Raw genomic sequence first — 26,382 nt, forward strand, 5'->3', positions numbered from 1 at the left:
ACCAATGAATTGATAACCGCTACTAGGAAGTCTGCCGATGACGCGTTATACTAAGGGGCGAAGGTCAATTGGTCTGACCAACATACCAGCCTAGGGTTGCTACATGAATGAATTAAGTCGAATACAACATACCAAGCTGTCTGACATTATCGTCGGCCAGATCGAGGCGTTGATAATCGATGGTAGCTGGGCTGCAGGTGAACGTATACCTTCGGAGCGCGAACTAGCCAAGCGTTTCGAGGTGTCGCGGCCGTCGTTGCGCGAAGCCATTCAAAAGCTTGAAGCTTTAGGCTTAGTTACCCGGCGTCAAGGTGGCGGTACTTTTGTTGCCAGTGCTTTAGACAAGCAAGTGGTTGACCCTCTTTTTGATTTATTGGCTAGGCATCCAGAATCGCAGTTCGACTTACTTGAATTTCGTCATGCTTTAGAAAGTGTGTCGGCTTACTTCGCTGCTTTACGTGGCACCGACACCGATATGGCGCGTATTGCCGAAAGCTTTGCGGCGGCGTCTAAAAAAGGCTTAACCACAGCCCAACACGCACATGCTTTAGTCGCTTTCTATGTGGCTGTAGCAGAGGCATCACATAACTTAGTGTTGCTACATTTAGTTCGCGGTATGAACGATTTACTCCGCGACAATATCCGTAAAAACCTCGATCAACTCAAGGACCGTAGCGATGTACAGGCACAAATGCAGGTGCATCGAGAAGCTTTGGTGAAAGCCATTATGGAACGGCAGCCTGAACAAGCGCGTGAAGCTTGTCATGATCACTTGGCTTATATAGAAAATGTTTTATTGCAATTAAATCGGGAGCATAGCCGAATTCAGCGGGCGCTACGGCGCACTGATAAGGCCAATGCTTAAGAGATTAAACAGGTAGTAGGTGAAGGGAACCATTATGGCAGATCAAGAACGTAATGATATCGATCCACAAGAAACGCAAGAGTGGCTAGATTCTTTAGAAACCTTATTCGACGCAGGTGGGCCTGAGCGGGCTCACTTTATTTTAGAACATTTAATTGAAAAGGCGCGCCGCAGTGGCGCGTACTTACCATACCAAGCAACCACCGCTTACTTAAACACTATTCCAGTAAGCCAAGAGCCAGTAGTGCCGGGCGACCAAACCTTAGAAGCACGTATTCGTGCAGCTATTCGTTGGAACGCGTTAGCTATGGTTCTGCGTGGTTCGAACAAAGAGCTTGAGCTTGGTGGGCATATTTCCACCTTTGCTTCGTCTGCAATGATTTATGACGTTGGTTTTAACCACTTCTTCCGTGCTCCAGGCGAAGACGGCGGTGACTTCTTATATGTGCAGGGCCATGGTTCACCGGGTATTTATGCTCGTGCCTTCCTAGAAGGCCGCCTTAACGAAGAGCAGCTTGATAACTTCCGTCAAGAAATTGGTGGTAATGGCTTATCAAGCTACCCGCACCCGCACTTAATGCCCGACTTCTGGCAGTTCCCAACCGTGTCGATGGGCCTTGGCCCAATTCAGGCCATTTATACGGCGCGGTTCTTAAAGTACTTAACCGACCGAGGCATTAAAGACTGCTCCAAGCAGCGTGTTTACTGTTTCTTAGGCGACGGTGAAGTAGACGAGCCAGAAAGCTTAGGTGCCATTGGTTTAGCCAGTCGTGAAGGCTTAGACAACCTTACCTTTATTGTGAACTGTAACTTACAGCGTTTAGACGGTCCGGTACGTGGTAACGGCAAAATTATTCAAGAGCTAGAAGGCACATTCCGTGGCGCCGGCTGGGAAGTTATTAAGGTTATTTGGGGCCGCTATTGGGACCCACTACTGTACCGCGACACAGAAGGTAAACTTGCTGAAATTATGCAAACCAGTGTTGACGGAGAGTACCAAAACTATAAAGCGAAAGGTGGTGCCTACACCCGTGAACATTTCTTTGGCAAAACCGAAGAAACCAAAGCCATGGTGGCCAACTTATCAGATCAAGATATTTGGCGTTTGAACCGTGGTGGCCATGACCCAGTAAAAGTGTACGCGGCATATCATAAAGCAGTGAACACCAAAGGTCGGCCACAGGTTATTTTAGCTAAAACCGTAAAAGGTTACGGTATGGGTGCGGCGGGTGAAGGTAAAAACGTTGCCCATGGTGTGAAAAACATGGGTATTGAAGACATTCGCCACTTCCGTGACCGTTTTAATATTCCGATTAAAGACAGCGATTTAGAAAGCATTCCGTATTACCGCTTCCCAGACGACAGTGAAGAAGCCAAATACATGAAGACACGCCGTGAAGCTCTAGGCGGGTTTATGCCGAAGCGTTTAGCGAAGTCGACCAAAGAGCTTGAAATACCTTCGTTGAAAGCCTTCGACGCAGTATTGAAAGGTTCGGGCGACCGCGAAATTTCAACTACTATGGCCTTTGTACGTATTCTTACCGCCATGTTGCGCGACAAGAAAGTAGGCCACCGCGTAGTACCTATTATTCCAGACGAAGCCCGTACTTTTGGTATGGAAGGTTTATTCCGTCAGGTAGGTATTTACTCCAGCCAGGGGCAAAAATATACCCCGCAGGACGCTGACTTGGTTGCTTACTATCGTGAAGACACGAAAGGCCAGGTACTACAGGAAGGTATTAACGAACTAGGCTCAATGGCTTCGTGGGTGGCAGCGGGTACTAGCTATTCCACCAACGACGAACCCATGATTCCGGTTTACATTTACTATTCCATGTTTGGTTTCCAACGTGTGGGCGACCTAGTGTGGGCAGCGGGTGACAGCCATGCACGTGGTTTCCTGATTGGGGGCACAGCTGGGCGTACCACCTTGAACGGTGAAGGCTTACAACACCAAGACGGCCACAGCCACCTACACTTCGGTACGGTGCCTAACTGTATTACCTACGACCCAACCTATGGCTACGAAGTTGCCGTCATTGTACAAGACGGTATGCGCCGCATGTTTGGTGAGCAGGAAAACGTGTTTTATTACATTACTGTAATGAATGAAAACTACCAGCAGCCTGAATTACCGGAAGGCTCTGAAGAAGGCATTCTACGCGGTATTTATAAGCTCGACGAAGTGAAAGTAAGCAAGGCAAAAGGCCATGTGCGCTTAATGGGCTCGGGAACTATTTTGCAGCAAGTACGGAAAGCAGCGGGCATATTAAAAGACCAGTTTGGCATTGCCTCAACGGTGTTTAGCGCAACGTCGTTTAACGAACTTGCCCGCGATGGTATGAATGTTGAGCGTGAAAACATGCTTAACCCAACCAAAACAGAGAAACAAGCATACATTACTGGTGTGCTAGAGCAGGGCAAAGGTCCTGTTATTGCCGCCACTGACTATATGAAACTGTATGCAGATCAGGTACGAGCGTGGGTGCCAGGACCATACCGAGTACTAGGTACCGACGGTTATGGTCGTTCCGACAGCCGTGAAAACTTGCGTCGTCATTTTGAAGTGAATGCAGAATACATTGTTATTGCAGCACTGACAGAATTAGCCAAAGCTGGCGACATCGACAAAAAAGTAGTGGCGCAGGCATTGAAAGACTTCAATATTGAAATCGACAAACTGAACCCACTTTACGCGTAAGGAGCAAGTAATGGCCGATGTAATAGAAGTCAAAGTTCCCGACGTTGGTGGGGACGACGTAGAAGTTATTGAAATCCTCGTTAGCGCGGGCGATACAATTGAAGTTGAAGACTCGTTAATTACTGTAGAAACAGACAAGGCGTCGATGGACATTCCGGCGCCTGTGGCTGGTACAGTGAATGAAATTAAAGTGAAAGTTGGCGACAAACTTAACCAAGGCGACTTGCTTGCGTTGGTTAGTGTTGCCGCGGCGGAAGCTGCACCTGAAGCCCCAGCGGCAGAAGAACAGCCGAAAGAAGAGCCAAAGGCAGCAGCAGCGCCAGAAGCTAAACCAGAACCAGCTGCTCCGGTGGCTGCTAAGGCTGCAAGCGCAACGGAAGTTATTACCATTGCGGTGCCAGACCTTGGTGAAGACGGCGAAGTAGACGTTATTGATGTTTTGGTAAGTGTGGGTGACGAAGTAAATGTGGAAGACGGTTTAATAACTGTTGAAACAGACAAAGCCACCATGGACGTGCCAAGCACCCATGCAGGTACCGTTAAAAGCATGACGGTTAAAATGGGCGACAAGGTAAGTAAAGGTACGGTGTTGCTCGAGCTTGAGGTAGCTGGCGCAGTTGCAGAAGAAGCACCTGCAGAAGAAGCAAAAGCCGAGCCAGCAGCTAAAGTGGAACAGGCTCCAGCGGTGATTGCCAGCGAACACCGTGAGCCACCGGTGCCAGACCACCCACTCGACAAAAAAGAGCCAGGTAAACAAATGGCGCATGCGTCGCCAGCGGTGCGCCGTTTAGCACGCGAATATGGCGTTAATCTCGACTTGGTAAAAGGCACTGGGGCGAAAGAGCGGGTATTGAAAGAAGACGTACAAAGCTACGTGAAGTATGAATTATCACGTCCTAAAGCGTCATCTGCGTCTGTAACGGGTGGTGCTGGCGGCCTGCAAGTGATTGCGCAGCCGAAAGTTGACTTCAGTAAGTTTGGCGAAGTGGAAGAGGTTGAATTAACCCGAATTCAGCGTATCTCTGGGCCGAACTTGCACCGTAACTGGGTAACTATTCCACACGTTACTCAGTTTGATGAAGCTGATATCACTGAAATGGAAGCGTTCCGTAAAGCAGAGAACGACCAGTTAGCTAAGCGTAAGGCCGATGTGAAATTTACCCCGCTGGTATTCATTATGAAAGCCGTGGCTAAAGCACTACAGGAATTCCCAGTATTTAACTCGTCGTTACATGAAGGTGGCGAACACCTGGTAATGAAAAAGTATGTGCATATTGGTATTGCTGTCGACACGCCCAATGGCTTAGTGGTGCCAGTGATCCGTGACGTGGACAAAAAAGGCATTGTGGAGCTTTCTTACGAGCTTACAGAAATGAGTGCTAAAGCCCGCGACGGTAAGCTGAAAGTGACCGACATGCAAGGTGGCTGCTTCTCAATTTCTAGTTTAGGCGGTATTGGTGGTACAGCCTTTACGCCAATAGTAAATGCGCCTGAAGTAGCTATTCTTGGTGTTTCAAGAAGCGAAATGAAGCCCGTGTGGAATGGTAAAGAATTTACGCCACGGCTAATGTTGCCATTAAGCTTGTCGTACGACCATCGGGTTATCGACGGTGCTTTAGCGGCACGCTTCTCGGTGTATCTAACTCAGGTGTTGTCAGATATTCGTAAGCTAATACTTTAAAACAAAAGCCAGCGCGTCTTTTTTACACAAGACGCGCCTTTATTTTCTCGTTACAATAACCGCCTAAATAAGTGAATGCCTTTACGCAGTTATTGAAACAGACAGAACAAAAACAGGGGTCAAAATGAGCAACGAAGTGAAAACACAGGTTGTTGTATTAGGTGGTGGGCCAGGCGGGTATTCAGCTGCATTCCGTGCTGCCGACTTAGGTTTAGATGTAGTTATAGTTGAACGTTATAGCACCTTAGGTGGTGTTTGTTTGAACGTGGGCTGTATTCCTTCTAAAGCATTGTTGCATGTGGCGAAGTCCATCGAAGACGCCAAAACTATGGGCTCGGCAGGGGTTGAATTCGGTACGCCGAAAATCGATCTGGACAAAATTCGCGCCCACAAAGAAAAAGTTATTGGCCAGTTAACCGGTGGTTTAGCGCAAATGTCGAAAATGCGTAAAGTAACCGTGGTAAATGGCTACGGTGAGTTTGTTAGTGCCAATGAATTAAAAGTAACCGGCGACAAGGAAACCACCGTTAAGTTTGAACACGCCATTATTGCTGCAGGTTCAAAACCAGTTGAACTACCATTTATTCCACACGACGACGAGCGCATTTGGGACTCTACTGATGCACTTGAGCTACCGTTCATTCCAAAGAAAATGCTTGTTCTTGGTGGCGGCATTATCGGTTTGGAAATGGGCTGTGTGTACAAAGCACTAGGTTCAAACCTTGACGTGGTTGAGTTTATGGACCAGCTAATTCCAGCGGCCGACAAAGACTTAATTCGCGTGTTTAACAAGTCGATGAAGTCGAAATTCGACAACATTATGCTAGAAACCAAAGTAACCAAGGTTGAAGCCAAAAAAGACGGTATTCACGTTACTTTTGAAGGTAAGAAAGCGCCTGCAGAGCCGGTGGTATACGACGCAGTGCTCGTTGCTGTAGGACGTACACCAAATGGCGACAAAATAGGTGCCGATAAAGCTGGCGTTAAAGTAACAGATCGCGGCTTTATTGAAGTAGACAAGCAAATGCGTACCAGCGTGAAGAATATTTTTGCCATTGGTGACATTGTTGGTCAGCCAATGCTAGCGCACAAAGCTGTACATGAAGGCCACGTGGCTGCAGAAGTAATTTCTGGTAAGAAACACTTCTTCGACCCGAAAGTTATTCCTTCCATTGCTTACACCGATCCAGAAGTTGCATGGACAGGTGTAACAGAGAAAGAAGCCAAAGAACAAGGCTTGAACTTTGAAGCGGTAACCTTCCCATGGGCGGCTTCAGGCCGGGCTATTGCTTCGGGTGCCACCGACGGCTTTACCAAGCTGATTTTCGACAAAGACACGGACCGTATTATTGGTGGTGCTATTGTTGGTGCGCACGCAGGTGAACTTCTAGGTGAAATTTCGCTAGCCATTGAAATGGGCAGCGACGCGGAAGACATCGCCTTAACCGTGCATGCACACCCAACCTTGTATGAAACAATTGGGCAAGCTGCGCAGGTGTATGAAGGGTCGATTACCGACATTCCAAACAAGAAAGCAGCGAAGAAGAAGTAAAGGTTAGCTATACACCTTCGTATAAAGCCCTCAGTGCTGGTTGCAGTATTGAGGGCTTTTTCGTTTTAAACTAGCTAATATGAGTGAGCCAACCTTTATAACAATAATGTATCTACTCACTGATCTTGAGTAACAAGGAGAACTATCATGGATATCAATGCAACTTTATTAGGGCGAGCGGTTATTTTTTTCGTGCTTATTATTGGAGTTATTAGTTATTTACTTGGGCGGACAAAAACGGAAACACCGATACTAACAGGAATTGTTGGTGCTTTATTGGCATTGGTACCGCCTTTAGGTTTGATTTATATTGGCGTCTTAATATTTAAAAAAGACATTATTAAAAACTAGTATTCAGTTGTCTTATACGATTAAAATTAGTTTTTAGCCGCTTACAGCCATAGGATGTGCGATGCTCCTATGGTTTTTTTACAGGCATGTAAAATGCCACCTTGAAAAAGTTAGGTCAAACCCAATATCTAAGAGATACGGCCTTAGTTAATAATCAACTTGCTAGAGAATGAACTCTCTTGCTAAATAACTTTCCTGATAAAAAAGAAGTACTCTGATGCCCAATGCTATTGTAACCCTTGATGCACGTACAAAATTACCTACCCAATTTACTGAGTTCGAGCTGGTTGGCTTCACTGACCAAGCAGGCAAAGAGCACGTGGCTTTGGTGTTAGGCGCAATTGATGACGGTGCACCTGTGCTAGCGCGAGTGCACTCAGAGTGCTTAACCGGCGACGCTCTGTTCAGCCAGCGCTGTGATTGCGGACCACAATTAGAAGCTGCTATGGGTAAAGTAGCCGCCGAAGGGCGCGGTATTATTGTGTACCTACGCCAAGAAGGACGTGGTATTGGGTTAATTAATAAAATTAAAGCCTATGCCGAGCAAGACAAGGGCTTAGACACCGTTGAGGCAAACGAAATATTAGGCTTTGAAGCCGATGCCCGTGAGTATGACATTGCCGCTGCCATGTTAACCGCGCTGGGTGTGGCAGAGGTGCGTTTAATGACCAATAATCCACAGAAATTAGCAGCGTTAGAGCAGCTTGGCGTGAAAATTACCGAACGAGTACCACATATCACAGCCGGCACGCCGCATAATAAAAGCTATTTAGCCACCAAAAGCAAAAAATTTGGCCACCTGTTTTAATGCTGGGGTCAGAAGCAACTTTTCACACTTGGCTGTAATTAGAACAATACCTTAGCTGTTTGGTTCTGACCCCAAAATTTCTTTTCTGTTGTGGGTAAACGATTTACACTGATTCACTTTCTTTTTTCTAATAACAATAACGAGGTAGGCCCCATGTTAAAACTTAAACTTGCCGCGGCAAGTGTTGCTATGGCGTTAAGCCTAGTTGGCTGTAGCCAAGAAGCGAATACCAATACCACCACCGTAGCGCAAGAGCAGCAACAGCTAAGCTCGGGCTTAAACCTACAAGATTACGACCGCTCAGTGCGCCCACAAGACGACCTATTTATGTTCGTAAATGGTAGCTGGTATGAAAGTGTTGAAATACCTTCCGACCGTCCGCGCTTTGGTGCCTTCGACCTATTAGCGCAAGAAAACGAACGTCGGTTACGCACTATTATTGAAACTGCCGCCGCACAAAAGGGCGAATTTGGTTCCAACAATCAAAAAATTGGTGACTACTACTCCAGCTACATGGACGAAGCCCATATTGAAGCACTAGGCATGAAACCGGTGGAAGGCATGCTCGCGCAAATTAAAGCCGTTAAGAACCATGAAGAGCTTACGCTGTTAATGGCTAAATTAAGCCGTAATGGTGTCACCATTCCCTTTGGCTTCTATGCTTACGCCGACGCTAAAAACCCTGAGTTTAATACCTTATACCTTGGCCAGTCGGGCCTAGGCTTACCCGATCGCGACTACTATTTCCGCGACGGCGAAGCCTTTGAAAACAACCGCCAGGCCTATGTGGTTTATATTCAAGACATGCTCGCTGCTGCAGGGCACGCCCAAGCAGAAAACGCTGCCAACCGTATTTATGCATTGGAAAAAGCATTAGCTGAGCACCACTGGACCCGCGCGGAAAGTCGCGATGCCGAAAAAACCTATAACAAAATGACCGCTGCCGAGTTAGACAGTTTGCTAACTGGTTTTAACTATTCTGCCTTTGCCGAGCAAGCGGGTATTACTGCAGCTGAAGAAGTTGTGGTAAGAATGCCGTCTTATTTTGAAGGCTTTGGTGCCTTGTTCGACGAAACTAGCCTAGAAACCTGGAAAGACTACATGCAGCTGCGTTTAATGAGCTCGGCTGCTTCACGGTTGTCGAGCCAGTTTGCAGACATTCAATTTAACTTCTATTCAAAAACCTTGAACGGTATTCCAGAACAGCAAGAGCGTTGGAAACGTGCTGTACAGGCAACCAACGGTGCCTTAGGCGAAGTATTAGGCCAAGAGTATGTGGCGCAGTATTTCCCACCCGAAGCGAAAGCACGTATGGAAGAACTTATCGATAACCTAATTGTGGCCTTTGAAGGTTCAATTAAAGAGCTTGATTGGATGACCCCAGATACGAAAGAAAAAGCTCTTGATAAGCTCAGCAAGTTTACCCCTAAAGTGGGTTATCCGAACGAATGGCGCGACTATTCAAAGCTAGAAATTTTACCTGGCGACTTATTTGGTAATAGCGTGCGGGTGGCTAACTTTGGCTACGACCTAAACATTGCTGATATTGGTCAGCCGGTTGATCGTGAACGCTGGGGCATGACGCCACAAACCGTAAACGCTTACTACAGCCCAGTAAGTAACGAAATTGTATTCCCTGCTGGTATTTTGCAGCCGCCTTTCTTTAATATGGAAGCGGAAGACGCAGTAAACTACGGTGGTATTGGTGCGGTTATTGGCCATGAAATTGGCCATGGTTTTGACGACCAAGGCTCACGTTACGACGGCGACGGCAACCTACGCAATTGGTGGACCGAGCAAGATCGTGAACAATTCGACGCCCGTACCGGTATGCTTGTTGAGCAGTACAATCAATTCGAGCCTTTACCAGGCCTGCACGTAGACGGCCAAGTGTCACTTGGCGAAAACATTGGTGACCACGTGGGCTTAATTAGTGCCTACCGTGCTTACCAACAGTCGTTACATGGTAAGCCTTCGCCAGTAATGGACGGTTTTACCGGTGAACAACGGTTGTTTTTAAGCTGGGCGCAAATTTGGAAAATTAAATTCCGTGACGACGCCATGCGCGAACAACTAGCCCGTGGCCCTCACGCGCCAGGCCAGTACCGCGCATTGGGTGCACCACGCAATATTCCAGGTTTCTACGAAGCCTTCGACGTTAAACCAGGCGACGGCATGTATGTTGCTCCAGGTGAGCGCGTGGTGCTTTGGTAATCTGTAGGTCATGCATTGCATGACATTAGCTTCAATTCAAACCCCCGATTGTGAAAACAACGGGGGTTTCTTATTTCGGTAATATGACCATGGTTACAATAACCACATGATTACCGCATAATATGGGTATATATGAATAAGCCGAGTCGATGAGTGAGTTGTTATGTCTAAATCGTTAGCAGAGCAGTTATTAGGTGCGGGTTTGGTTGATGAGAAAAAAATCAAAAAAGCCCGCCAGGAAAAGCGTCAATATAAGAAAAAAATTAAAAGTGGCCAGGCTGTTGAAGACAATAGCCAAAGGCTTGAGTTAGAGCGCAAGCGTGCAGAGCAACGTGAGCGTGATCGCCAGCTTAACCTTGAACGCCAAGCGCAAGCCGATGAGCGAGCGCGGATGGCACAGGTGTTACAAATGCTGCAGCAAAGCCAACTCCACACCAAGGGCGATATTCGCTTTAATTTTAATGATTCGCGCAGTAATGTAATAAAAAGCTTGTATGTTGACCCAACCATGCAAAAACACTTAGCCAATGGCAAGTTAGCTATTTGTGCTTATGAAGACAGCTATTACGTGGTGCCGGTACATGTGGCTGATAAAGTTGCCGAGCGTTATGCCGCGTCGGTTCTATTTATTGCCGATGCGAGTGAACAAGAGCCAGACGAGGACGATCCGTATAAAGACTATCAAATACCAGACGATTTGATGTGGTAAGTAAGCAAGAAAACAAAAAGGTCAGGCATTTGCCTGACCTTTTTTATATGCGCTTTGAACCCCCAAGCTGTGCCTGAATTACGGGGTTAAGGCGTTGTTAATCATGCGTTTCATGTAGTCGTAATGAGCAACCAGGTCGAACTCAGAACGACGTGGTGCACGCATGGCAGCAATACGCTCAAGTTGAGCAAAGGCTGTGGTGCGGGCAACGTTGTCAAATGCCGACTCTTCCACTAATCCAGTCATACTAATTAAACGCTTCACATACTCAATCTGTAAGTTACGGCTGGTAGTGGAAAGCGATTTCGTTGATGGAAAAATAGCATTGGTTAAGTCGGTCATTACTGCGCTCAACGGATACTCGTTGCCATAACGGGTTGAATCTGTAATACGCTGGGTAGTGGCCGGGTGCATCACTTGGTTCAACACGTTTTGTTGCATGCTAAGTATCATGGCATGGAACTTCGGGTCTTCGTTGTTACCGTAATGGTCGAAACCACGGCGTTGGCGTTGCATATACGCAAGCACTGGCTCGATATCTTCCATTACATTTGGCGCAAACACATACTTAGCTAAGGTGTTCATAGCCTCTTTCTGTGTTGCTTTTGGTACCGGCGTGAACGGAGCCGTGTTTGGCGCTTGGCCTACGTTGGCACGCTCTACATATACGCCGCCAATTTGACGAGAAACAACACCGGCTTGGCCACTATAAATACCGTACAAACGGCGGGCTAAGGTACTTAGCTTCTCGTGTGATTGGCCTTCATTGCGGGCACTATCGAGCAAGTTAGCAAAGGTGTTGTTAACAATGTCAAAACGGCCACGGGCATAAGCCACAGGGTTAGACGACATATCACCAATCATAACTTGTGGGTCAATATGGCGGCCTGGGGCGCGCATATCGTCGGCGTCGTTACCGAAGGCAAGGCCATGCTCATGGGAGCGGCTTAAAATGGCATCTAAGCGGGCTTGCTCTGCTTCTGGGTCTGCAACAGCGGGGCTATAACCGTATTCAATGGCCCATTCGTCGTAAGGACCCACCACCCATTGATAGTAGTCACCTTGGCTAAGGCCTGGCGGGGCAATGTTTACCGGTGCATAGTCCATAACAGAGCCGGTAAGTACACCTTGGGTAAGGGCTTGGTCATGTACTTGTTCATGGTCCCACAAAATAGAGGCTTTCATATTGTGGTTTAAACCGAGAGTGTGGCCCACTTCATGTAAAATAACGTGAATCATGCCTTGGCGTAACAGTTCGTTGTCGTCGATCGACTCTTTACCTAACAAACCAGCCATAGCATTACCCGCCACTAAACCTTCATGCACCAGAAAACCTTGGCTGCAATATAAGGCGTCGCTGGCGCCTGCATCGTGTTTATTGATACCGTTGGCGTCATACAGCTCGCCTTCAATCCAACGGTTCGTCATGTAAACGTATTCCATCATAATATCAGCCGCAATTAGCTGGCCGGTAAGCGGATTAGCTAACGACGGACCATAACCACCAAAAGGCGGATTAGGTGACGAAGTCCAACGAATCACGTTGTAGCGAATATCACCCGCGTCCCAGTCCGCGTCGTCGGGTTGAATACGTACTTCAATGGCATTACTAAACCCGGCGGTTTCAAAGGCTTTATTCCAACCTAAAACACCCTCGGTAATGACGTTGCGCCATTCTTCCGGGGTCGTGTTTTCTAAATAGAATACAATCGGCTCGACAGGATCAGACAAGGCCGCAGCAGGGTCTTTCTTAACTAAGTGCCAGCGGTTAATCACGTCGTTATAAGGCGTCCAGTCGGGCGAGGTCATATCGTCGTATTGGCTGCCAAAATAACCAACGCGAGCGTCGTCGCGGCGTGGCTGAAAGTCATTGTCGGGTAACTGAATGAAAGAATGTTGTAGGGTTACCGAAGTAGAGCGTGCATCAGCAATGGCGTTACTACCACCACTGGTGGGGTTTGGGTTGTTAAATACATAGTTTACCACCACGTCAATATTTTCAGGGTATACGCGGTCATTCACTACGCGAGATTGTGCCGCATTTAAGCTACCCACACTGAAAGATTCAGGACCAGCACCCGGGCGGCTGTACGGCGACACTTTGTGTAATGCTTCGCTGAGGAATAAATCGTCGGCAGCAAAAATAAGGCGGCCGTCTTCTTCATGTTTAATCGGGAAGCTGGCGAGTACGGAGGTACTCATGTTAGCGTCTGCCGCCCGGCTTAAAGCACTACTTTCGTTAAATTGATAGCGCAAAGGCTTTTGAATAATATCGATGCGATCAAAGTAACGACGAAACTCAATCACTTTTTCATCGCGGTAATTTCCACGGAAGTGGCCGGCTTCTAATACACCGTCGGTGGAAAGGGCAAAGTATAAAAATGGCGTGTCGAGCTGAGTGTCTTTAATCGACATCATTAACTTACCGTCTTCTTCATTACGGTACAGGTTAAATAGGCCTTCTTGAATTTGTAGGTCTTTGGTTAAAGACGCATAAGTAACTTCTTCGTCTTCTTTTGCTTTTTTATCGGCATCTTCAGCATAGGTTGGGAAGCTATAACTATTTAACCCAAGCGCTAAAGCAACAGCTGCGCCAACAGCGATTCGTTTAAACATGGTGGTTCCTCTTGGTTTATTAACTTTTTGATTCTATATGGAACACAAACGAAATGACAAAACTAACCCGTAACAAAGTGTGACTAAATTTTGCATTGGTTTAACATTGTCTTTGCAATGGCGGGCTGGAAGTGGTATTTATTGCACTCTCGTTACTTACTAAGTGCACTTAGTAAGTGCAAGGTAAGTACTGAATAAGGGCAGCTGTGAAGGCTATTTGGATTTGTTTTACATTATTAACACTGTTACTGGCGCCGTTTTCAGCGGCCCAGTCGCAGGCGATGAATATTGAAAACAGTAATCTGTCTGGCCATCACGAAACAGCTATATGTGCTATGCATGGCGTGGGGCAACCGGTTAGTAAAGCGGCCAACAGTGGCCATGACTGCTGCCCCGATGTTCTTATCAGCGACATGCTTACCGACAGCTGTGAAACCATCGACTGTGAGCAAGACTGTGGACACTGCCTTGGTTCCGCCTCGAATTTTGCCACTTTACAGGTAGACAACCGCGTGTCGCCTTATGTTCCTGTTAGTAATAACGCCCACTATCACTTCTCGTTGCAAGTGATGGTTGCTTCACCCCAAACTCCACCCCCGAACGCCTAATTCAACTCAAGATATACCTATTTATTGCGCCGTTGGAGAAATTCCACACGGTCGCTACGACTTGGTAGAACGTTTGCACACACGCCTTTATTGGTTTTCATTCGGATCTACCGCCCCCGTTATTACTGAATAAATTCAGGAGCGCCTATCATGGCATCCACTATGCGTTTTATTATCTTAGTTGCACTTTCTCTGCTTGCAGTTACTGCCTGTGGGGGCGACAGCAAAGCTCTCAATTCGTCGCAAACAGTGGCTGAACAAGTCGCTGCGGCGGCAACAGTAAATGAATACACCTGTTCTATGCACCCTTCTATACGGTCGAGCGACCCCAATGGTAAATGCCCGATTTGTGGCATGGACCTCATTCCAGTGCGAAGTAGCCAAAGCAGTGGCGAGCATACGGACCATGGTTTAGTTAGTTTAGACTTGTCTGAACGGAGCAAAGCCTTAGCAAGTATTGAAACAGCGCCGGCTCGCTATCGCCAGCTGGAAAAACACATTGCTGCGGTGGGTGTAGTGGCGTGGAATACTCGCAGTATGCGAACCTTGTCGGCCTGGACTGACGGCCGTATTGATCAGCTATATGTGAATGCGGTAGGCGACAAAGTAGAGCGTGGCCAAGCCGTTGCCCAGTTATACAGCCCAGAACTATTTATTGCCCAACAAGAATATGTAGATGCGGTACAAAGTGTGCAAAAGTTGCAGGGAAATGACAATTTAATGCGTTCGGCCGAGCAAATGCAGGCTGCTGCAGAGCACCGTTTAGCATTGCTTGGCGTGCCTACGGCGCACATGCGAAAACTTGCACGCGAACAAAAAGTGGCGGCGCAAATTGATATTCAAGCACCGGTTACGGGTATTGTTACCGCAACCTTTGTGCGTGAAGGTCAGTACGTTACCACAGGCTCGGCCATTGCCAGTGTGGTTGACCCAAGCACCATGTGGGTGTTGCTAGAAGTGTACCAAGACGACTTGCCATGGCTAAGCACAGGGCTACAGATTGAATTGCAACTGGCAAACCAAGCGAAAACACTTAGCGGTACGGTGGTAGAAATATTGCCGGAATTAAGTGCGCAACAAATTGCTCAGGTTCGAGTTGAAGTAGCCAATGCAGACTTCGCGCTGCGCCCAGGTAGTTTTATTAATGGTGGCTTTACGGTTGCCACCAACCAGGTGTTAACCATTCCCCGTAGTGCAGTATTATTTACTGGTTCACGGTCGTTAGTGTATGTGGCTGACGGGCACCAGGCTGGGGTTTTTCATCAACGTGAAGTGGTGTTAGGCGAGCGCATAAACCAGCACTACATTGTACATTCAGGGCTTGAAGCAGGTGAGCTAGTGGTAAGCAAGGGTAGTTTCCGTATTGACAGTGAACTGCAGTTACAGGGTGAAAACAGCATGATGTCGCACGACGCTACCGCAGTTGAAGTAGAGCATGATATGTCTGCTCATAACCATGCTAATCACAGCCTGCCTGAACAAATTATGCTGGATCACCAAGCGGTTGAAATTTTCCCGGCGTATTTTGCGATGTGGTCAGCGCTGCATAGCGACCAACTCGAGCAATGGCAGCAGGCAGCTGAACAGTATTTTGCGGCTGTAAATAGGGTGCACTGGCCCGACGCTTTAACTGCATTGAAACAAGGGCTGCTAACCAATAGCGAGCACTTACATCATGTAACAAGCATAAGCCAAGCCCGCAGTCAGTTTTTCGACCATTCCAAAGCCATGATCGAGCTGGCGCGTATGGGGGTGCATGAAGGTGAAATATTCCGTGCGCATTGCCCTATGGCCCGCGATAACGCGGGTGCCGACTGGTTGCAACCCAACAACGAACTACTGAACCCCTACTTTGGGGCCAGCATGTTGCGTTGCGGTAGTATTGAAGAAGCCATTGGAGGACATAACCAATGATTAACTGGTTATTACGCCATCCTTTTATAGCTATGGTGTCGATACTATTGGTGGTGGCGGGTGGCTTAGCCACCACTCCCTTTAGCACCCACGAGGCCTTACCAAGTTCGCCCGTGGCCGTCGATGCACTGCCGAACCTAGGTGAAAACCAACAAATTGTGTTTACCCAGTGGGCCGGCCGTTCGCCGCAAGACGTAGATGACCAAGTAAGTTACCCCTTAAGTTTAGCGCTTATGGGCGTACCTGGAGTGCGCGATGTACGCACCTTATCTATGTTTGGCTTTTCCAGTATCGCCGTTATTTTTGACGACAACATAGACTTTTACTGGTCGCGTTCGCGGCTGTTGGAAAAACTAAGCGCCTTACCAGCGGGCACCTTGCCCACCGGCGTACAGCCTACCTTAGGGCCAGACGCCACAGGCCTGGGCCAAGTGTACTGGTACACCCTTGAAGGCCGCGATAGGGCAGGTAGCCCTATTGGAGGCTGGAATTTGGACGAAATAAGAAGTGTACAAGACTGGTTAGTGCGTTACGCCTTACTGGGTGTACAAGGCGTAACTGAAGTGGCTTCCGTTGGTGGCTATGTGCGCGAATACCAAATCGACGTCGACGCCAATGCCCTGCGATTGTACAACCTAACCTTGGCAGAAGTGGTGCAGGCGGTTGCCAACTCAAATTTAGACGTGGGCGCTCGTACTACGGAAATTAATCAAGTGGATTATTTAATTCGTGGCGTTGGTTTTTTACAGTCGTTAACCGACATAGAGCAGGCGGTGGTAGCTTACCGCAATGAACAAACGCCTATTCGTGTAAGTGATGTAGCTACGGTCGGTTTAGGCCCAGCAACGCGAGCTGGCGCCTTAGACGTAGGCGGTGTGGAAGCCGTCGGTGGAGTGGTCACTATACGAGAAGGTGCCAATGCCCTACAAGTAATAGAACGGGTACAGGAAAAAATTACCCAAATGTCAGCTACTTTGCCCCGTAAAGCAGTGATAGATTGGGCGTTGGTTAGCCCTGAGCAGGTCGACGCCTTTGCCGCACTTAATCAGTTACAACCTTGGCAAGTAGGCAGCACCAATAGCATGGCCGTAGCAGCGAATGAAAGCTGGCGCCAGTGGTTGTCGCAACACCCAGTAGAACAATGGCCTACCTGGCTGGCAGAAAGCCAATTAAACATTGTTCCCTTCTATGACCGTTCGATACTTATTGAAGAAACTTTAAGTACTTTAAGCCAAACTTTGTACCAACAAGTGTTGGTAACGGCAATTGTTATTCTGTTGCTGTTAGTGCGTTTTCGAGCCGCTGTGGCTGTGGTTATTATGCTGCCGCTTACCGTTTTAATGACTTTTATAGCTATGCGGTTATTGCATATTGAAGCCAATATAGTGGCTGTGGCGGGTATTGCTATTGCCATAGGTACCATTGTTGATATGGCCATTATTATGACCGATAACGTCATGCGCAAGCGCGAGCAGAACCCTACTTGGTCGGCCTTTGAGCAAGTAAAAGAGGGCTGCGAAGAAGTAGCGCCGGCGGTGGTTACGGCTATTACCACTACTATTATTAGCTTTTTACCGGTGTTTGCTTTAACGGGCGCAGAGGGCAAGTTATTTTCGCCACTAGCCTATACCAAAACCTTAGTTCTTATTTGCTCGGTAATGCTGGCATTGGTGGTGTTGCCGGTGCTATTACAATGGTTGTTTAATAGTAAGTTTGAGCGCTGGTCAGTCGGCTTTGAACGTTATGCGCGCACTCGCCGAGTGGTGTTTTTTAGCCTAATAATATGGCTGGTTTGGGGCTTGAGCACGGTATGGATGCCCCTAGGCGTTGACGCCAGCACAGTAAAAAATACGCTGTTTGTAGCGTTAATATTTTCACTGTTTGGTGGCGGCGTATGGGTATTGTGGCGTTATTATGCGCGCTTACTTGGCTTTTTATTACAGCATAAGGCGTTGTTTATGCTGGTACCTATAAGTTTGGTAATTGTAGCGTTAGTTATTGCGCCGCGGCTTGGGCGTGAATTTATGCCGGCCTTAGATGAAGGCACTTTTTTATATATGCCCACCACCATGCCTCATGCGTCTATTGGTGAAGTGCTTGATGTGCTGAGTGAGCAAGACCGGGCCATTGCCGCTATTCCTGAAGTTGAACGCGTGGTAGGAAAGCTAGGGCGAGCGGAAACCGCACTCGACCCGGCGCCTATTTCAATGATAGAAACCATTATTCAATATAAGCCCGAGTTTGCTTTTAATGAAAGCGGCAAGCGGGTACGCCAATGGCGCGATCATATACGAACTCCCGACGATATTTGGCAAGAAATTGTTGCTGCGGCGCAGGTGCTAGGGGTTACTTCAGCGCCTAAACTACAGCCTATTGAAACCCGCCAAATTATGTTGCAAACGGGCATGCGTGCCAGTATGGGTATTAAGGTGCAGGCCCCCGACTTAGCCCGTTTAGAGCAAAGTGTGATTGATCTCGAAGGGCTGGTACGCGAGTCGCCCATGGTTAGTGTTGGCTCGGTAAATGGTGAACGGGTAGTGGGCCAGCCATATTTAGAAATACATTTAGACCGCACGCAGCTAGCGCGCTATGGGCTAACCGTAGCCGATGTGCAGCACACCATAAGTACGGCCATAGGTGGGGTAGAAGCGACCAAAACAGTAACTGGGCGTGAACGCTATTCGGTGCGAGTACGTTATCAACGAGAGCAGCGCGATAGCATTGAAGCCATGGAAAGTGTGTTGCTGGCAACGCCAGCGGGCACCCATATTCCACTTTCGTACGTGACCACTATTGAATATGTACGTGGTCCGCAAATGATTCGTTCGGAAAATACCTTCTTAACGGCCTATGTTACCTTTGGCGCTCGTTCGGGCTTGGCCGACGTAGACGTGGTGGAGTCGGTGCAAGCATTAGTGGCCGATACTATTGCCAAGGGTGAACTTAACTTAGCTGAAGGTGTGCAATATAGTTTTGCGGGTAGTTATCAACACCAGCAACGGGCTAGTGCAACCTTAAGTTGGGTGCTGCCCATTGCCTTGTTATTAATTTTCACCGTGCTGTATTTACAGTTTAAGCAGCTTGGCACCGCACTTATAGTGTTTAGTGGTATTGCGGTGGCGTGGTCGGGTGGGTTTATTTTACTTTACCTATATGGCCAACCGTGGTTTATGAACTTTACCCTGCCTTGGCTAAGCGACGGGGCTACTTTGCAGGCTATTTTTCAAATTAAAACCGTGCATTTAAGTATTGCTGTTTGGGTGGGCTTTTTAGCCCTGTTTGGTATTGCGGTAGACGACGGTGTAATTATGGCCACCTATTTAAAACAGCGCTTTGACGAAGGCGTTGGTCGCTCGGTGGCAGAAATACGTAGTGCCGTAATAGAAGCGGGTATGAAGCGGGTTAGGCCGTGTTTGGTTACCAGTGCCACCACTATTATTGCTCTGTTGCCAGTGATTACTGCATCGGGTCGGGGGGCCGATATTATGATACCTATGGCAATTCCTACCATTGGTGGGTTATTCTGTGTTGGATTAAGTATGTTTTTAGTGCCGGTGTTTTGGAGCTGGCGCGAAGAGCAGCGTTTACAGCAACAAATGGTTTCAGTAAAACATGAGCAATAACACCAAACATTGCCGGGTTATTCAACACACGCCGGTAGGGCATTTATTGGCCTGTGCGGCAAAAGTGGAAGGTATGGGGGGTATGGAAGGGCTGGTAATTACCCAGCTTGACTTTCTTCCCGCCGAGCAACTAGAACAAGGGCTCGCAGCTGAGTATCAGCCTGCGAGCTTTGTATTAGAGCAGCTAGAAAGCGAGCTAAAGGCTTACTTTGCTGGCCAGTTAAAAGAATTTACCGTGCCGCTGGCACCTAGCGGAACTGAATTTCAACAAGCCGTATGGGCTGCTTTAACCACCATTCCTTATGGTGCCACTTGGTCGTACAAACAACTCGCCGAGGCAGTACATAGACCGAAAGGGTATCAAGCTGTGGGGCAAGCCAACGGCCGTAACCCAATTGCGATAGTTATTCCTTGCCACCGGGTTGTTGCCGCCAATGGTGGTTTAGGTGGTTACACCGGCGGGGTAGGTATAAAACAGCGATTACTCAATTTAGAGGAGGCTTCATGTCGTTGAGGTTGATATGGATATTGGTGTATGCAAGTGTATTTTTAACAGCATGTGGTGAACAGCTAGAGGCTAAAGTTGAACAGCTCGATGCAACTGCCTCGGTAGCGCAGTTGGAAGACTTTAAAGCCAGTGGTTGGCGCGGTTGCGAATTAGGCATAGAAAAAGCCCAGCGAGATGAGGAAATGGTTGACGGCACGGCTAACTTACCATTTTGGAACTGCCGCGGCGTGTTTGAAAACTCGTACCCTTACGAGCTATTACTGGTATTAAGCCCGAATGATGAAAACCAGGTAATATTTAGTCAGCTTGAATATCGGCGCGGCCATCAAGACAGCTTTAATGCGTTGTTACGGTACTTTTTACGCTTGCAGGGCGTTGAAAACGAAGAGCAGCGTTTACATATACGTTCGCAGGTAACCAGTGTAATTTCTTCGAACCCGCGGCGGCGTGAATTTACGCCCATCATGTTTTTACCCGATGGGCGCCAAATTGAACTTGCGCACAATTACCCGAAAATGGCGTTTACAACTTTGCGGGTAAGGAATCTGCTGGCGGATGAGTAGCAGAGCCTTTACCAATAGGCAGTAGTAAGCTGTACATTACCGGTACTACGATAAGTGTAAGCAAAGTAGCAAAGCCTAGGCCGAACATAATGGTCACTGCCATACTGGCAAAAAATTCGTCGAACAACAGCGGGATCATGCCAAGTATGGTAGTTAATGCGGCCATAGCCACTGGCCGTACCCGTTTTACCGAGGCGTCGATTAAGGCGCCGTAGCCTGTTTTGCCGGCCTCTTCTTCACTTTTAATTTGCTCTAGCAACACAATGCCATTTTTAATTAGCATGCCCGACAAACTTAAAATACCGAGCAAGGCCATAAAACTAAAGGCTTGTTGGGTAATAAGTAAGCCAAAGGTAACCCCGATAATCGACAAGGGTACTGTGGTCCATACTACTAACGCTTTTTTAGCCGAACTAAACAACAGCACAGTAATTAAAAACATGACTAAGTAGCCAATGGGTATTGAGCTAAATACCGCCGACTTGGCCTTACTTGAGGCTTCGTATTCACCGCCCCATGAAAGTGAATAACCTGGGGGCAAAGCAATGGCTTCAATGCTGCCACGTACGCGATTAAAAATTTCAGCGGGAGTTTCCTCGTGTAATGGATCAGGGTCGGCCATTACCGTTAAGGTGCGCTTGCGATCACGGCGCTGAATTAATGACTCTTCCCAATCAAGGGGCATACTGTCAATCAATTGCGTTAAAGGTATGTAGCGATTCAGCGTACTGCTATGGGCTAGCATATCTTGCCATTGTTCTAAATAAATACGCTCGTTCTCAGGCGCTCGCACCACAATAGGTAATAACTGGGTGCCGTCACGATACACACCCACTCGGCGGCCATGGAAGTTGGCCAACAGTAAGTCGTCAACGTCTTGTTTAGTAATGCCTACACGGCGTGCATGCTCTTCATTAAACTGTGGGCGTAATACCTTACTGCGCTCACGCCAGTCGCTCCATACATTTGCTAGCCCTGGGTCGGCGGTTAAAATGGCTTGGGCCTGAGCCGACAAGCGTCTTAATTCCGCGGGTTCGGGGCCAATAAAACGAGCTTCAATGGCCGCCTTCACCGGTGGCCCTATTTCCATTTGGCTTAAACGCACGCGTACATTAGGGTGTTCAGCGCTTAAATAATCGCGGGTGCGGGCCATGAGTAAATGCAAATTACCGGGCTCGCTGGTGCGAACAATAATTTGGCCGTAGTTTTCATGCGACTTTTCCACTAAATAAGGCAAGGTAAAGCGCGGTGCGCCTTGACCAATGGTGCTCGACACTTGCAGTATTTCGGGCTGTGTTAGTAAGTAACGTTCGGCACGGGCCATGTCTTCAGCAGTGGCGCGTATATCGGTACCTTGTGGGTACCAAAGGCTAGCAAAGTATACGGGGGTGCTAGAACTTGGGAAGAAGCTTTGCCTTACCATGGTAAAGCCAAGTACAGCACTTACCAGTAATGCTGTCATTAATAACATAGTGGCAAGCCGCCAGCGTAAAGCAAAGCTAAGCAAACGTTTATACGCCAGGTACACGGGCTTACCGTATAGCTCGTCGTCGCTGGCCGACACTTTAACGCCTTTGCGAAACAGCAGGTCGGCTAAAAACGGAATGAGTATTAATGCTGTTACCCAGCTTAAACCAAGCGATATTAACAATACCCAAAATAAGGCGTTGGCAAATTCACCGGTTGAGTCAGACGAAAGGCCAATGGGGGCAAAGGCAATAATGGCAATTAAGGTGGCGCCAAATAGCGGCCACTGATTTTGTTTCAGCACTTCTTGGGCCGACTGCAACCGGCTTTTACCCCGCTGCACGCCAACTAAAATACCTTCGGTAATAACTATGGCGTTGTCCACCAGCATACCCAGGGCAATAATAAGTGCGCCAAGCGACACTCGGTGTAGTTGAATGCCGCTGAATAGCATGAAAATAAAGCTACCCAAAACAGTAATAAGCAACACAAAACCAATTAAAAATCCGCTGCGTAAACCCATGGTAAGTAACAGTGCCACAATCACAATGACCACGGCTTGCACCAAGTTCCACAGGAAACCGGAAACAGAGCGCTGTACTTCGGCGGGTTGATTGTAAATGGTATGTAGCTCCATACCAACGGGGGTCGCATAATTAATTTCAGCTAAGCGTTGTGCTACCGCAGCACCTATTTCCACCACGTTCACATGTGAAGCAAAGGAAATACCCAGCCATAAGGAAGGCTCGGCGTTATAGCGCACTAAGTGTGTAGGTATAGGAGCAATTTGACGTGAAATGTTAGCTACGTCGCCAAGAAACAATTGTTCACGGGCGCCGGGGTTGCTGATAACCAAAGATTCCAACTGCGCCACCGAGGTGAACTCACCACTGGTAGCAAAGCGCACTGCGTCGTCGCCCAAGCGTATTCGGCCAGCATTTGACACGGTATTTTGGGTTGCCAATAACTGATAAATGCGTGAAGGAGGAATACCCAAGTTGGCCAAGCGCGACCGCGACACTTCGATTATCACTTGTTCTTGCTGCTCGCCATTAATAATAACTTTGGCTACGCCGGGTACGAGCGACAGTTCGCGGCGTAAAAATTTTGCATGCTCAAGCATGTCGGGTAGCGAATAGCCTTTACCAGACAAGGCCAATAACACGCCGAACACGTCGGCAAAATCGTCTTTAATAATAACCGGGCCGGCACCTGGAGGAAGTTCGCGGGTTTTGTCGTTTACTTTTCGGCGTAGTTCGTCCCAAATTTGGGGCAGCACATCGGCACGATAAACATCTCTCATTTCAACGGTAATTTGGGCCATGCCAGGCATAGAGGTTGAGGTGATATGACGAATATAGGCCAATTCCTGAATGGCATTTTCCATTGGTACGGTTACTTCTTCTTCCACTTGTTCGGCAGAAGCACCAGCATAAGGAATGACCACCATGGCTTGTTTAATGGTAAATTCAGGGTCTTCTAACCGACCTATCTGCTGCAGCGCAAGGGTGCCGCCAAGTAGCAAAACCAGTAAGAAAATCCAGCTGCTGGTAGGGCGCTGAATACTATAGCGAGCAATATCCATAGTTATAGGCCTCTTTCACGGTGCCAAGGACGCACCAGCATATTGTTTTTTAATTGGTGCACACCAGCACTTACCACCCATTCCCCCGCTTCTAAGCCAGCCAGCACAACTAATTCATCGGTTGTGGCGTCGCCTAAGTGCACTTGGCGTAACTGTACTTGGCCTTGCTCAGGGCTGGTTTCTGTATATACCCACACATAGCGTTCGTTGTTGTTATTGGTTAATTCAGGTGGAGAAAATACCGCACTAACGGGAACTCGAACGGCCGCCAGTGTGCGGGTAAGTAAGTGGCTACTGTCAATGTAAACTTGAGCGGTCATGCCAGGTAAAATATTAACGTGTTCTGGTTTAGTTAAGGAAAACACCACTCGGTAGGTATTAGTAACAGGATCAGCAATGCGGTCCCACTCACGGATACGGCCCAAAAAAAACTGGTCGGGAATGCTGTCAAAGCGAATGTGTGGTTGGTAGCTGTCGTCGCGGTGTACACGGGCAAATAACCGTTCGGGTACTTGAATCACCACGTCGATTAATGAGTCGGTTTGCAGCGTAACTATGGGTTGTTGTGGGGCTATGTTTTCAAAAGGCTCCACATGTAAGGCAGCCACAACGCCAGAAAAAGGCGCGCGTAGCTCGGTGTAACTTAGATTGGCCTTGGCCGTGTTTAAACTGGCAATGGCCATTTGCCGTTCTGCTTGAGCTTGGTCGTAGTCGGCTTGCGACACAATACCGTCGGCTAATAAGCGCGCGGCACGAGAAAATTGTGCCTTAGCAAGTTCTGCGCGTGCCTGGGCTTGGGCCACATTTAAGGCGTAGTCGGTGGGGTCAACTTTAGCGATTACTTCGCCCATATTAATTGACTGGCCAGGACGGGTTGACAGTTCAATAAGTTCGCCGGGCACACGAAAAGTAAGGTTGGCCGATTGGGTAGCTTCAACCGCACCGGGAAAGCGGCGTATTTGCTGCGGTACGCCTGACTGTACTTGGACTAATAACACTGGGCGTATATCTGGCGTGTTGGCGCTAACCGCCTGGGGTTCTGAGCAAGCGGTTAAGGTAAAGGTACTAATAATAGCTAACAAGCCGATATTTAACAGCCAACAACGCATGGTTCAACTCCTCCACTTCCATTTAAGAAGTATAACTATAAAACATTTACAACAACGCCATTGTATGCGGAATAAAAACAAAGGTATATTGAATGTAATTTGTAAAGATATTAAGGAAAGCTTAATGAATTACTGGGCACTTAAAGTTTTGCACACGGTAATAGAAAAAGGTAGCTTGCAAGCAGCTGCGGCAGTGTTGCACCGTACCTCGCCCGCGTTAAGCATGACCTTAACCAAGCTAGAAGAAGAAGTGGGCTTCGCTATTTTAGACCGCTCTGGCTATCGCTTGCAGCTAACTCCTAATGGCGCGCTATTTATGCGCCATGGGCAAGAAATATTACGCCAGCAAGAGCGCCTTAACTCGGTGGTTAAGCAACTTAAAGAAGGGGTTGAACCGCAATTGCGCATTGGTATCGACGCCGGCATAAGCGTAGCAGTGGTGCGTGAGGTGGTGGCAAACATTCAACAACAGTTTCCCGTTACGGAAGTACGCGTTAGTGGCTGTTCGCAGCTTACTTCACTGCAGCGGCTAACGGAAGGCGAAGAGCACCTAGCTATTTCGCCTTGGCTGCCAACTTTTCAGCAAATGGCCGATTTTGAAACCACTCGTATTGGCCAATACGACATTGTGGTGGTTATTGGTAAAGCTTTAGTTGAGCAAGTGGGCTTGCCTAACAGTAGAGAGGCCCTAAGTGAACTGCCTTACGTGTTGCCGCAAGAAATGCAATTTGGGATTAATCCGGAAAAAATATACCGTATGCCCGGGCGTTCACCCGTGCGGGTAAATGATGTGCATACACTGGTAAACTTTATTGAAGCAGGCATGGGTTGGGGGGCCGCTCCACGGCAACTTATTGCAGAGTCGTTAGCTAAGGGCAGCTTGCTGGAAATAAACGTACCGGGCTTTCTTGACCACATGCATGCGGAATACCACTTGGTAAAAATGGCCAGCCTAGAATTAGGGCCAGCAGGCCGGCTGTTTTGGCAGCATTTTGTGGATAAAGAGCAAAAGGATTAAGGCGCCGCTAAGTGTCGCCATGTTTTTGGCGGCTATGCTGGCACATGATTTGCATCATTTATACTCATAGTAGTGATGTTTTGTGGGTAGGAAATGAATTATGGACAGTATTAGCCGTGATGTTGGCGTAGCGCGACCACCTATTTCGACCAGCCATGGTCAGTTGAGCAATAATGAAAAACAGTCAGGTGCTGAAACTGAACAAAATGCAGTGCGCAAAGAACAGCGCATGGTGAACGAACTGGCGCAACAGAAGGTTAGTGCACAAAATACCACCAACACTCCAGCTGAGGTTACCGAGGTTCAGCCCGCTATTGCTAAAAGCACCGCAAGTACCAGCCAACAAAGTAACCGCGCGCCCAACTGGTCACAGCTAAGCGCGCAAGTAAATGGTTACACCCAAATACAGCGTGCCATGAACTTATATCAGCGGATAAATAACCTTGGTTAGCAAATAAACGAAAAAACTTCCCGAATTTGCAAACAGCTG

General features: G+C 47.9%; 18 protein-coding genes. 15 read left to right on the forward strand and 3 right to left on the reverse strand.

Going from position 1 to position 26,382, the window contains the following annotated elements; translation table 11 throughout:
- The first annotated feature begins 103 nt into the window (after positions 1–103).
- The 8 genes from pdhR (at position 104) to M1L23_RS08400 (ending at position 10,881) form a co-directional block, all read left to right on the forward strand.
- A complete protein-coding gene (gene pdhR / locus M1L23_RS08365) occupies positions 104–865 on the forward strand; it encodes a pyruvate dehydrogenase complex transcriptional repressor PdhR (RefSeq protein WP_252626872.1) in 762 nt (253 codons plus the stop codon).
- Positions 866–899: 34 nt separating this feature from the next.
- The gene (gene aceE, locus M1L23_RS08370) at positions 900–3,566 is read left to right on the forward strand and encodes a pyruvate dehydrogenase (acetyl-transferring), homodimeric type (protein ID WP_252626873.1); all 2,667 of its coding nucleotides are present in this window, start codon (positions 900–902) and stop codon (positions 3,564–3,566) included.
- 10 nt (positions 3,567–3,576) lie between these two features.
- Complete coding sequence (gene aceF, locus M1L23_RS08375) at positions 3,577–5,247, forward strand: dihydrolipoyllysine-residue acetyltransferase (protein ID WP_252626874.1); 1,671 nt, start codon at positions 3,577–3,579, stop codon at positions 5,245–5,247.
- Between the two features lie 124 nt (positions 5,248–5,371).
- Positions 5,372–6,799 carry a dihydrolipoyl dehydrogenase gene (gene lpdA, locus M1L23_RS08380; protein ID WP_252626875.1) on the forward strand — a complete coding sequence of 476 codons (1,428 nt, stop codon included), beginning with the start codon at positions 5,372–5,374 and terminating at the stop codon, positions 6,797–6,799.
- Positions 6,800–6,946: 147 nt separating this feature from the next.
- The gene (locus tag M1L23_RS08385) at positions 6,947–7,150 is read left to right on the forward strand and encodes a hypothetical protein (RefSeq protein WP_252626876.1); all 204 of its coding nucleotides are present in this window, start codon (positions 6,947–6,949) and stop codon (positions 7,148–7,150) included.
- A 217-nt stretch (positions 7,151–7,367) separates the two neighbouring features.
- Positions 7,368–7,958 (forward strand): GTP cyclohydrolase II, encoded by a 591-nt coding sequence (gene ribA, locus M1L23_RS08390; protein ID WP_252626877.1) that lies wholly within the window; start codon positions 7,368–7,370, stop codon positions 7,956–7,958.
- Between the two features lie 153 nt (positions 7,959–8,111).
- A complete protein-coding gene (locus tag M1L23_RS08395; RefSeq protein ID WP_252626878.1) occupies positions 8,112–10,172 on the forward strand; it encodes a M13 family metallopeptidase in 2,061 nt (686 codons plus the stop codon).
- A gap of 163 nt (positions 10,173–10,335) precedes the next feature.
- On the forward strand, positions 10,336–10,881 hold the full coding sequence (locus tag M1L23_RS08400) for a DUF2058 domain-containing protein (protein ID WP_252626879.1): 546 nt from the start codon (positions 10,336–10,338) through the stop codon (positions 10,879–10,881).
- 78 nt (positions 10,882–10,959) lie between these two features.
- Here the strand turns inward: M1L23_RS08400 and M1L23_RS08405 are convergent, their stop codons facing one another.
- Positions 10,960–13,497, reverse strand: a complete 2,538-nt coding sequence (locus tag M1L23_RS08405; protein ID WP_252626880.1) for a zinc-dependent metalloprotease — start codon at positions 13,495–13,497, stop codon at positions 10,960–10,962.
- Positions 13,498–13,703: 206 nt separating this feature from the next.
- On the opposite strand from M1L23_RS08405, the gene M1L23_RS08410 reads away from it, so the two are divergent.
- From M1L23_RS08410 to M1L23_RS08430, 5 genes are all read left to right on the forward strand, one after another.
- On the forward strand, positions 13,704–14,105 hold the full coding sequence (locus tag M1L23_RS08410; RefSeq protein ID WP_252626881.1) for a hypothetical protein: 402 nt from the start codon (positions 13,704–13,706) through the stop codon (positions 14,103–14,105).
- A gap of 150 nt (positions 14,106–14,255) precedes the next feature.
- Positions 14,256–16,019, forward strand: coding sequence for an efflux RND transporter periplasmic adaptor subunit (locus tag M1L23_RS08415; protein WP_252626882.1), 1,764 nt, complete (start codon positions 14,256–14,258; stop codon positions 16,017–16,019).
- On the forward strand, positions 16,016–19,642 hold the full coding sequence (locus tag M1L23_RS08420; protein ID WP_252626883.1) for an efflux RND transporter permease subunit: 3,627 nt from the start codon (positions 16,016–16,018) through the stop codon (positions 19,640–19,642). The genes M1L23_RS08415 and M1L23_RS08420 overlap by 4 nt, the downstream gene beginning before the upstream one ends.
- A complete protein-coding gene (locus M1L23_RS08425; protein ID WP_252626884.1) occupies positions 19,632–20,156 on the forward strand; it encodes a methylated-DNA--[protein]-cysteine S-methyltransferase in 525 nt (174 codons plus the stop codon). The genes M1L23_RS08420 and M1L23_RS08425 overlap by 11 nt, the downstream gene beginning before the upstream one ends.
- On the forward strand, positions 20,147–20,713 hold the full coding sequence (locus M1L23_RS08430) for a hypothetical protein (RefSeq protein ID WP_252626885.1): 567 nt from the start codon (positions 20,147–20,149) through the stop codon (positions 20,711–20,713). Before M1L23_RS08425 ends, M1L23_RS08430 begins: the two co-directional genes overlap by 10 nt.
- Here the strand turns inward: M1L23_RS08430 and M1L23_RS08435 are convergent.
- Positions 20,673–23,765 (reverse strand): efflux RND transporter permease subunit, encoded by a 3,093-nt coding sequence (locus M1L23_RS08435; RefSeq protein ID WP_252626886.1) that lies wholly within the window; start codon positions 23,763–23,765, stop codon positions 20,673–20,675. The genes M1L23_RS08430 and M1L23_RS08435 overlap by 41 nt on opposite strands.
- Before the next feature lie 2 nt (positions 23,766–23,767).
- Positions 23,768–24,874, reverse strand: a complete 1,107-nt coding sequence (locus M1L23_RS08440; RefSeq protein ID WP_252626887.1) for an efflux RND transporter periplasmic adaptor subunit — start codon at positions 24,872–24,874, stop codon at positions 23,768–23,770.
- A gap of 124 nt (positions 24,875–24,998) precedes the next feature.
- Here M1L23_RS08440 and M1L23_RS08445 point away from each other — a divergent pair, with 124 nt between their 5' ends.
- Both M1L23_RS08445 and M1L23_RS08450 read left to right on the forward strand, forming a co-directional pair.
- Positions 24,999–25,892, forward strand: a complete 894-nt coding sequence (locus M1L23_RS08445) for a LysR family transcriptional regulator (protein WP_252626888.1) — start codon at positions 24,999–25,001, stop codon at positions 25,890–25,892.
- A gap of 100 nt (positions 25,893–25,992) precedes the next feature.
- The gene (locus tag M1L23_RS08450) at positions 25,993–26,343 is read left to right on the forward strand and encodes a hypothetical protein (protein WP_252626889.1); all 351 of its coding nucleotides are present in this window, start codon (positions 25,993–25,995) and stop codon (positions 26,341–26,343) included.
- Positions 26,344–26,382 lie beyond the last annotated feature (39 nt).

Origin of the sequence: Aliidiomarina quisquiliarum, from assembly GCF_023922585.1 — a bacterium.
GTDB lineage: Bacteria > Pseudomonadota > Gammaproteobacteria > Enterobacterales > Alteromonadaceae > Aliidiomarina > Aliidiomarina quisquiliarum.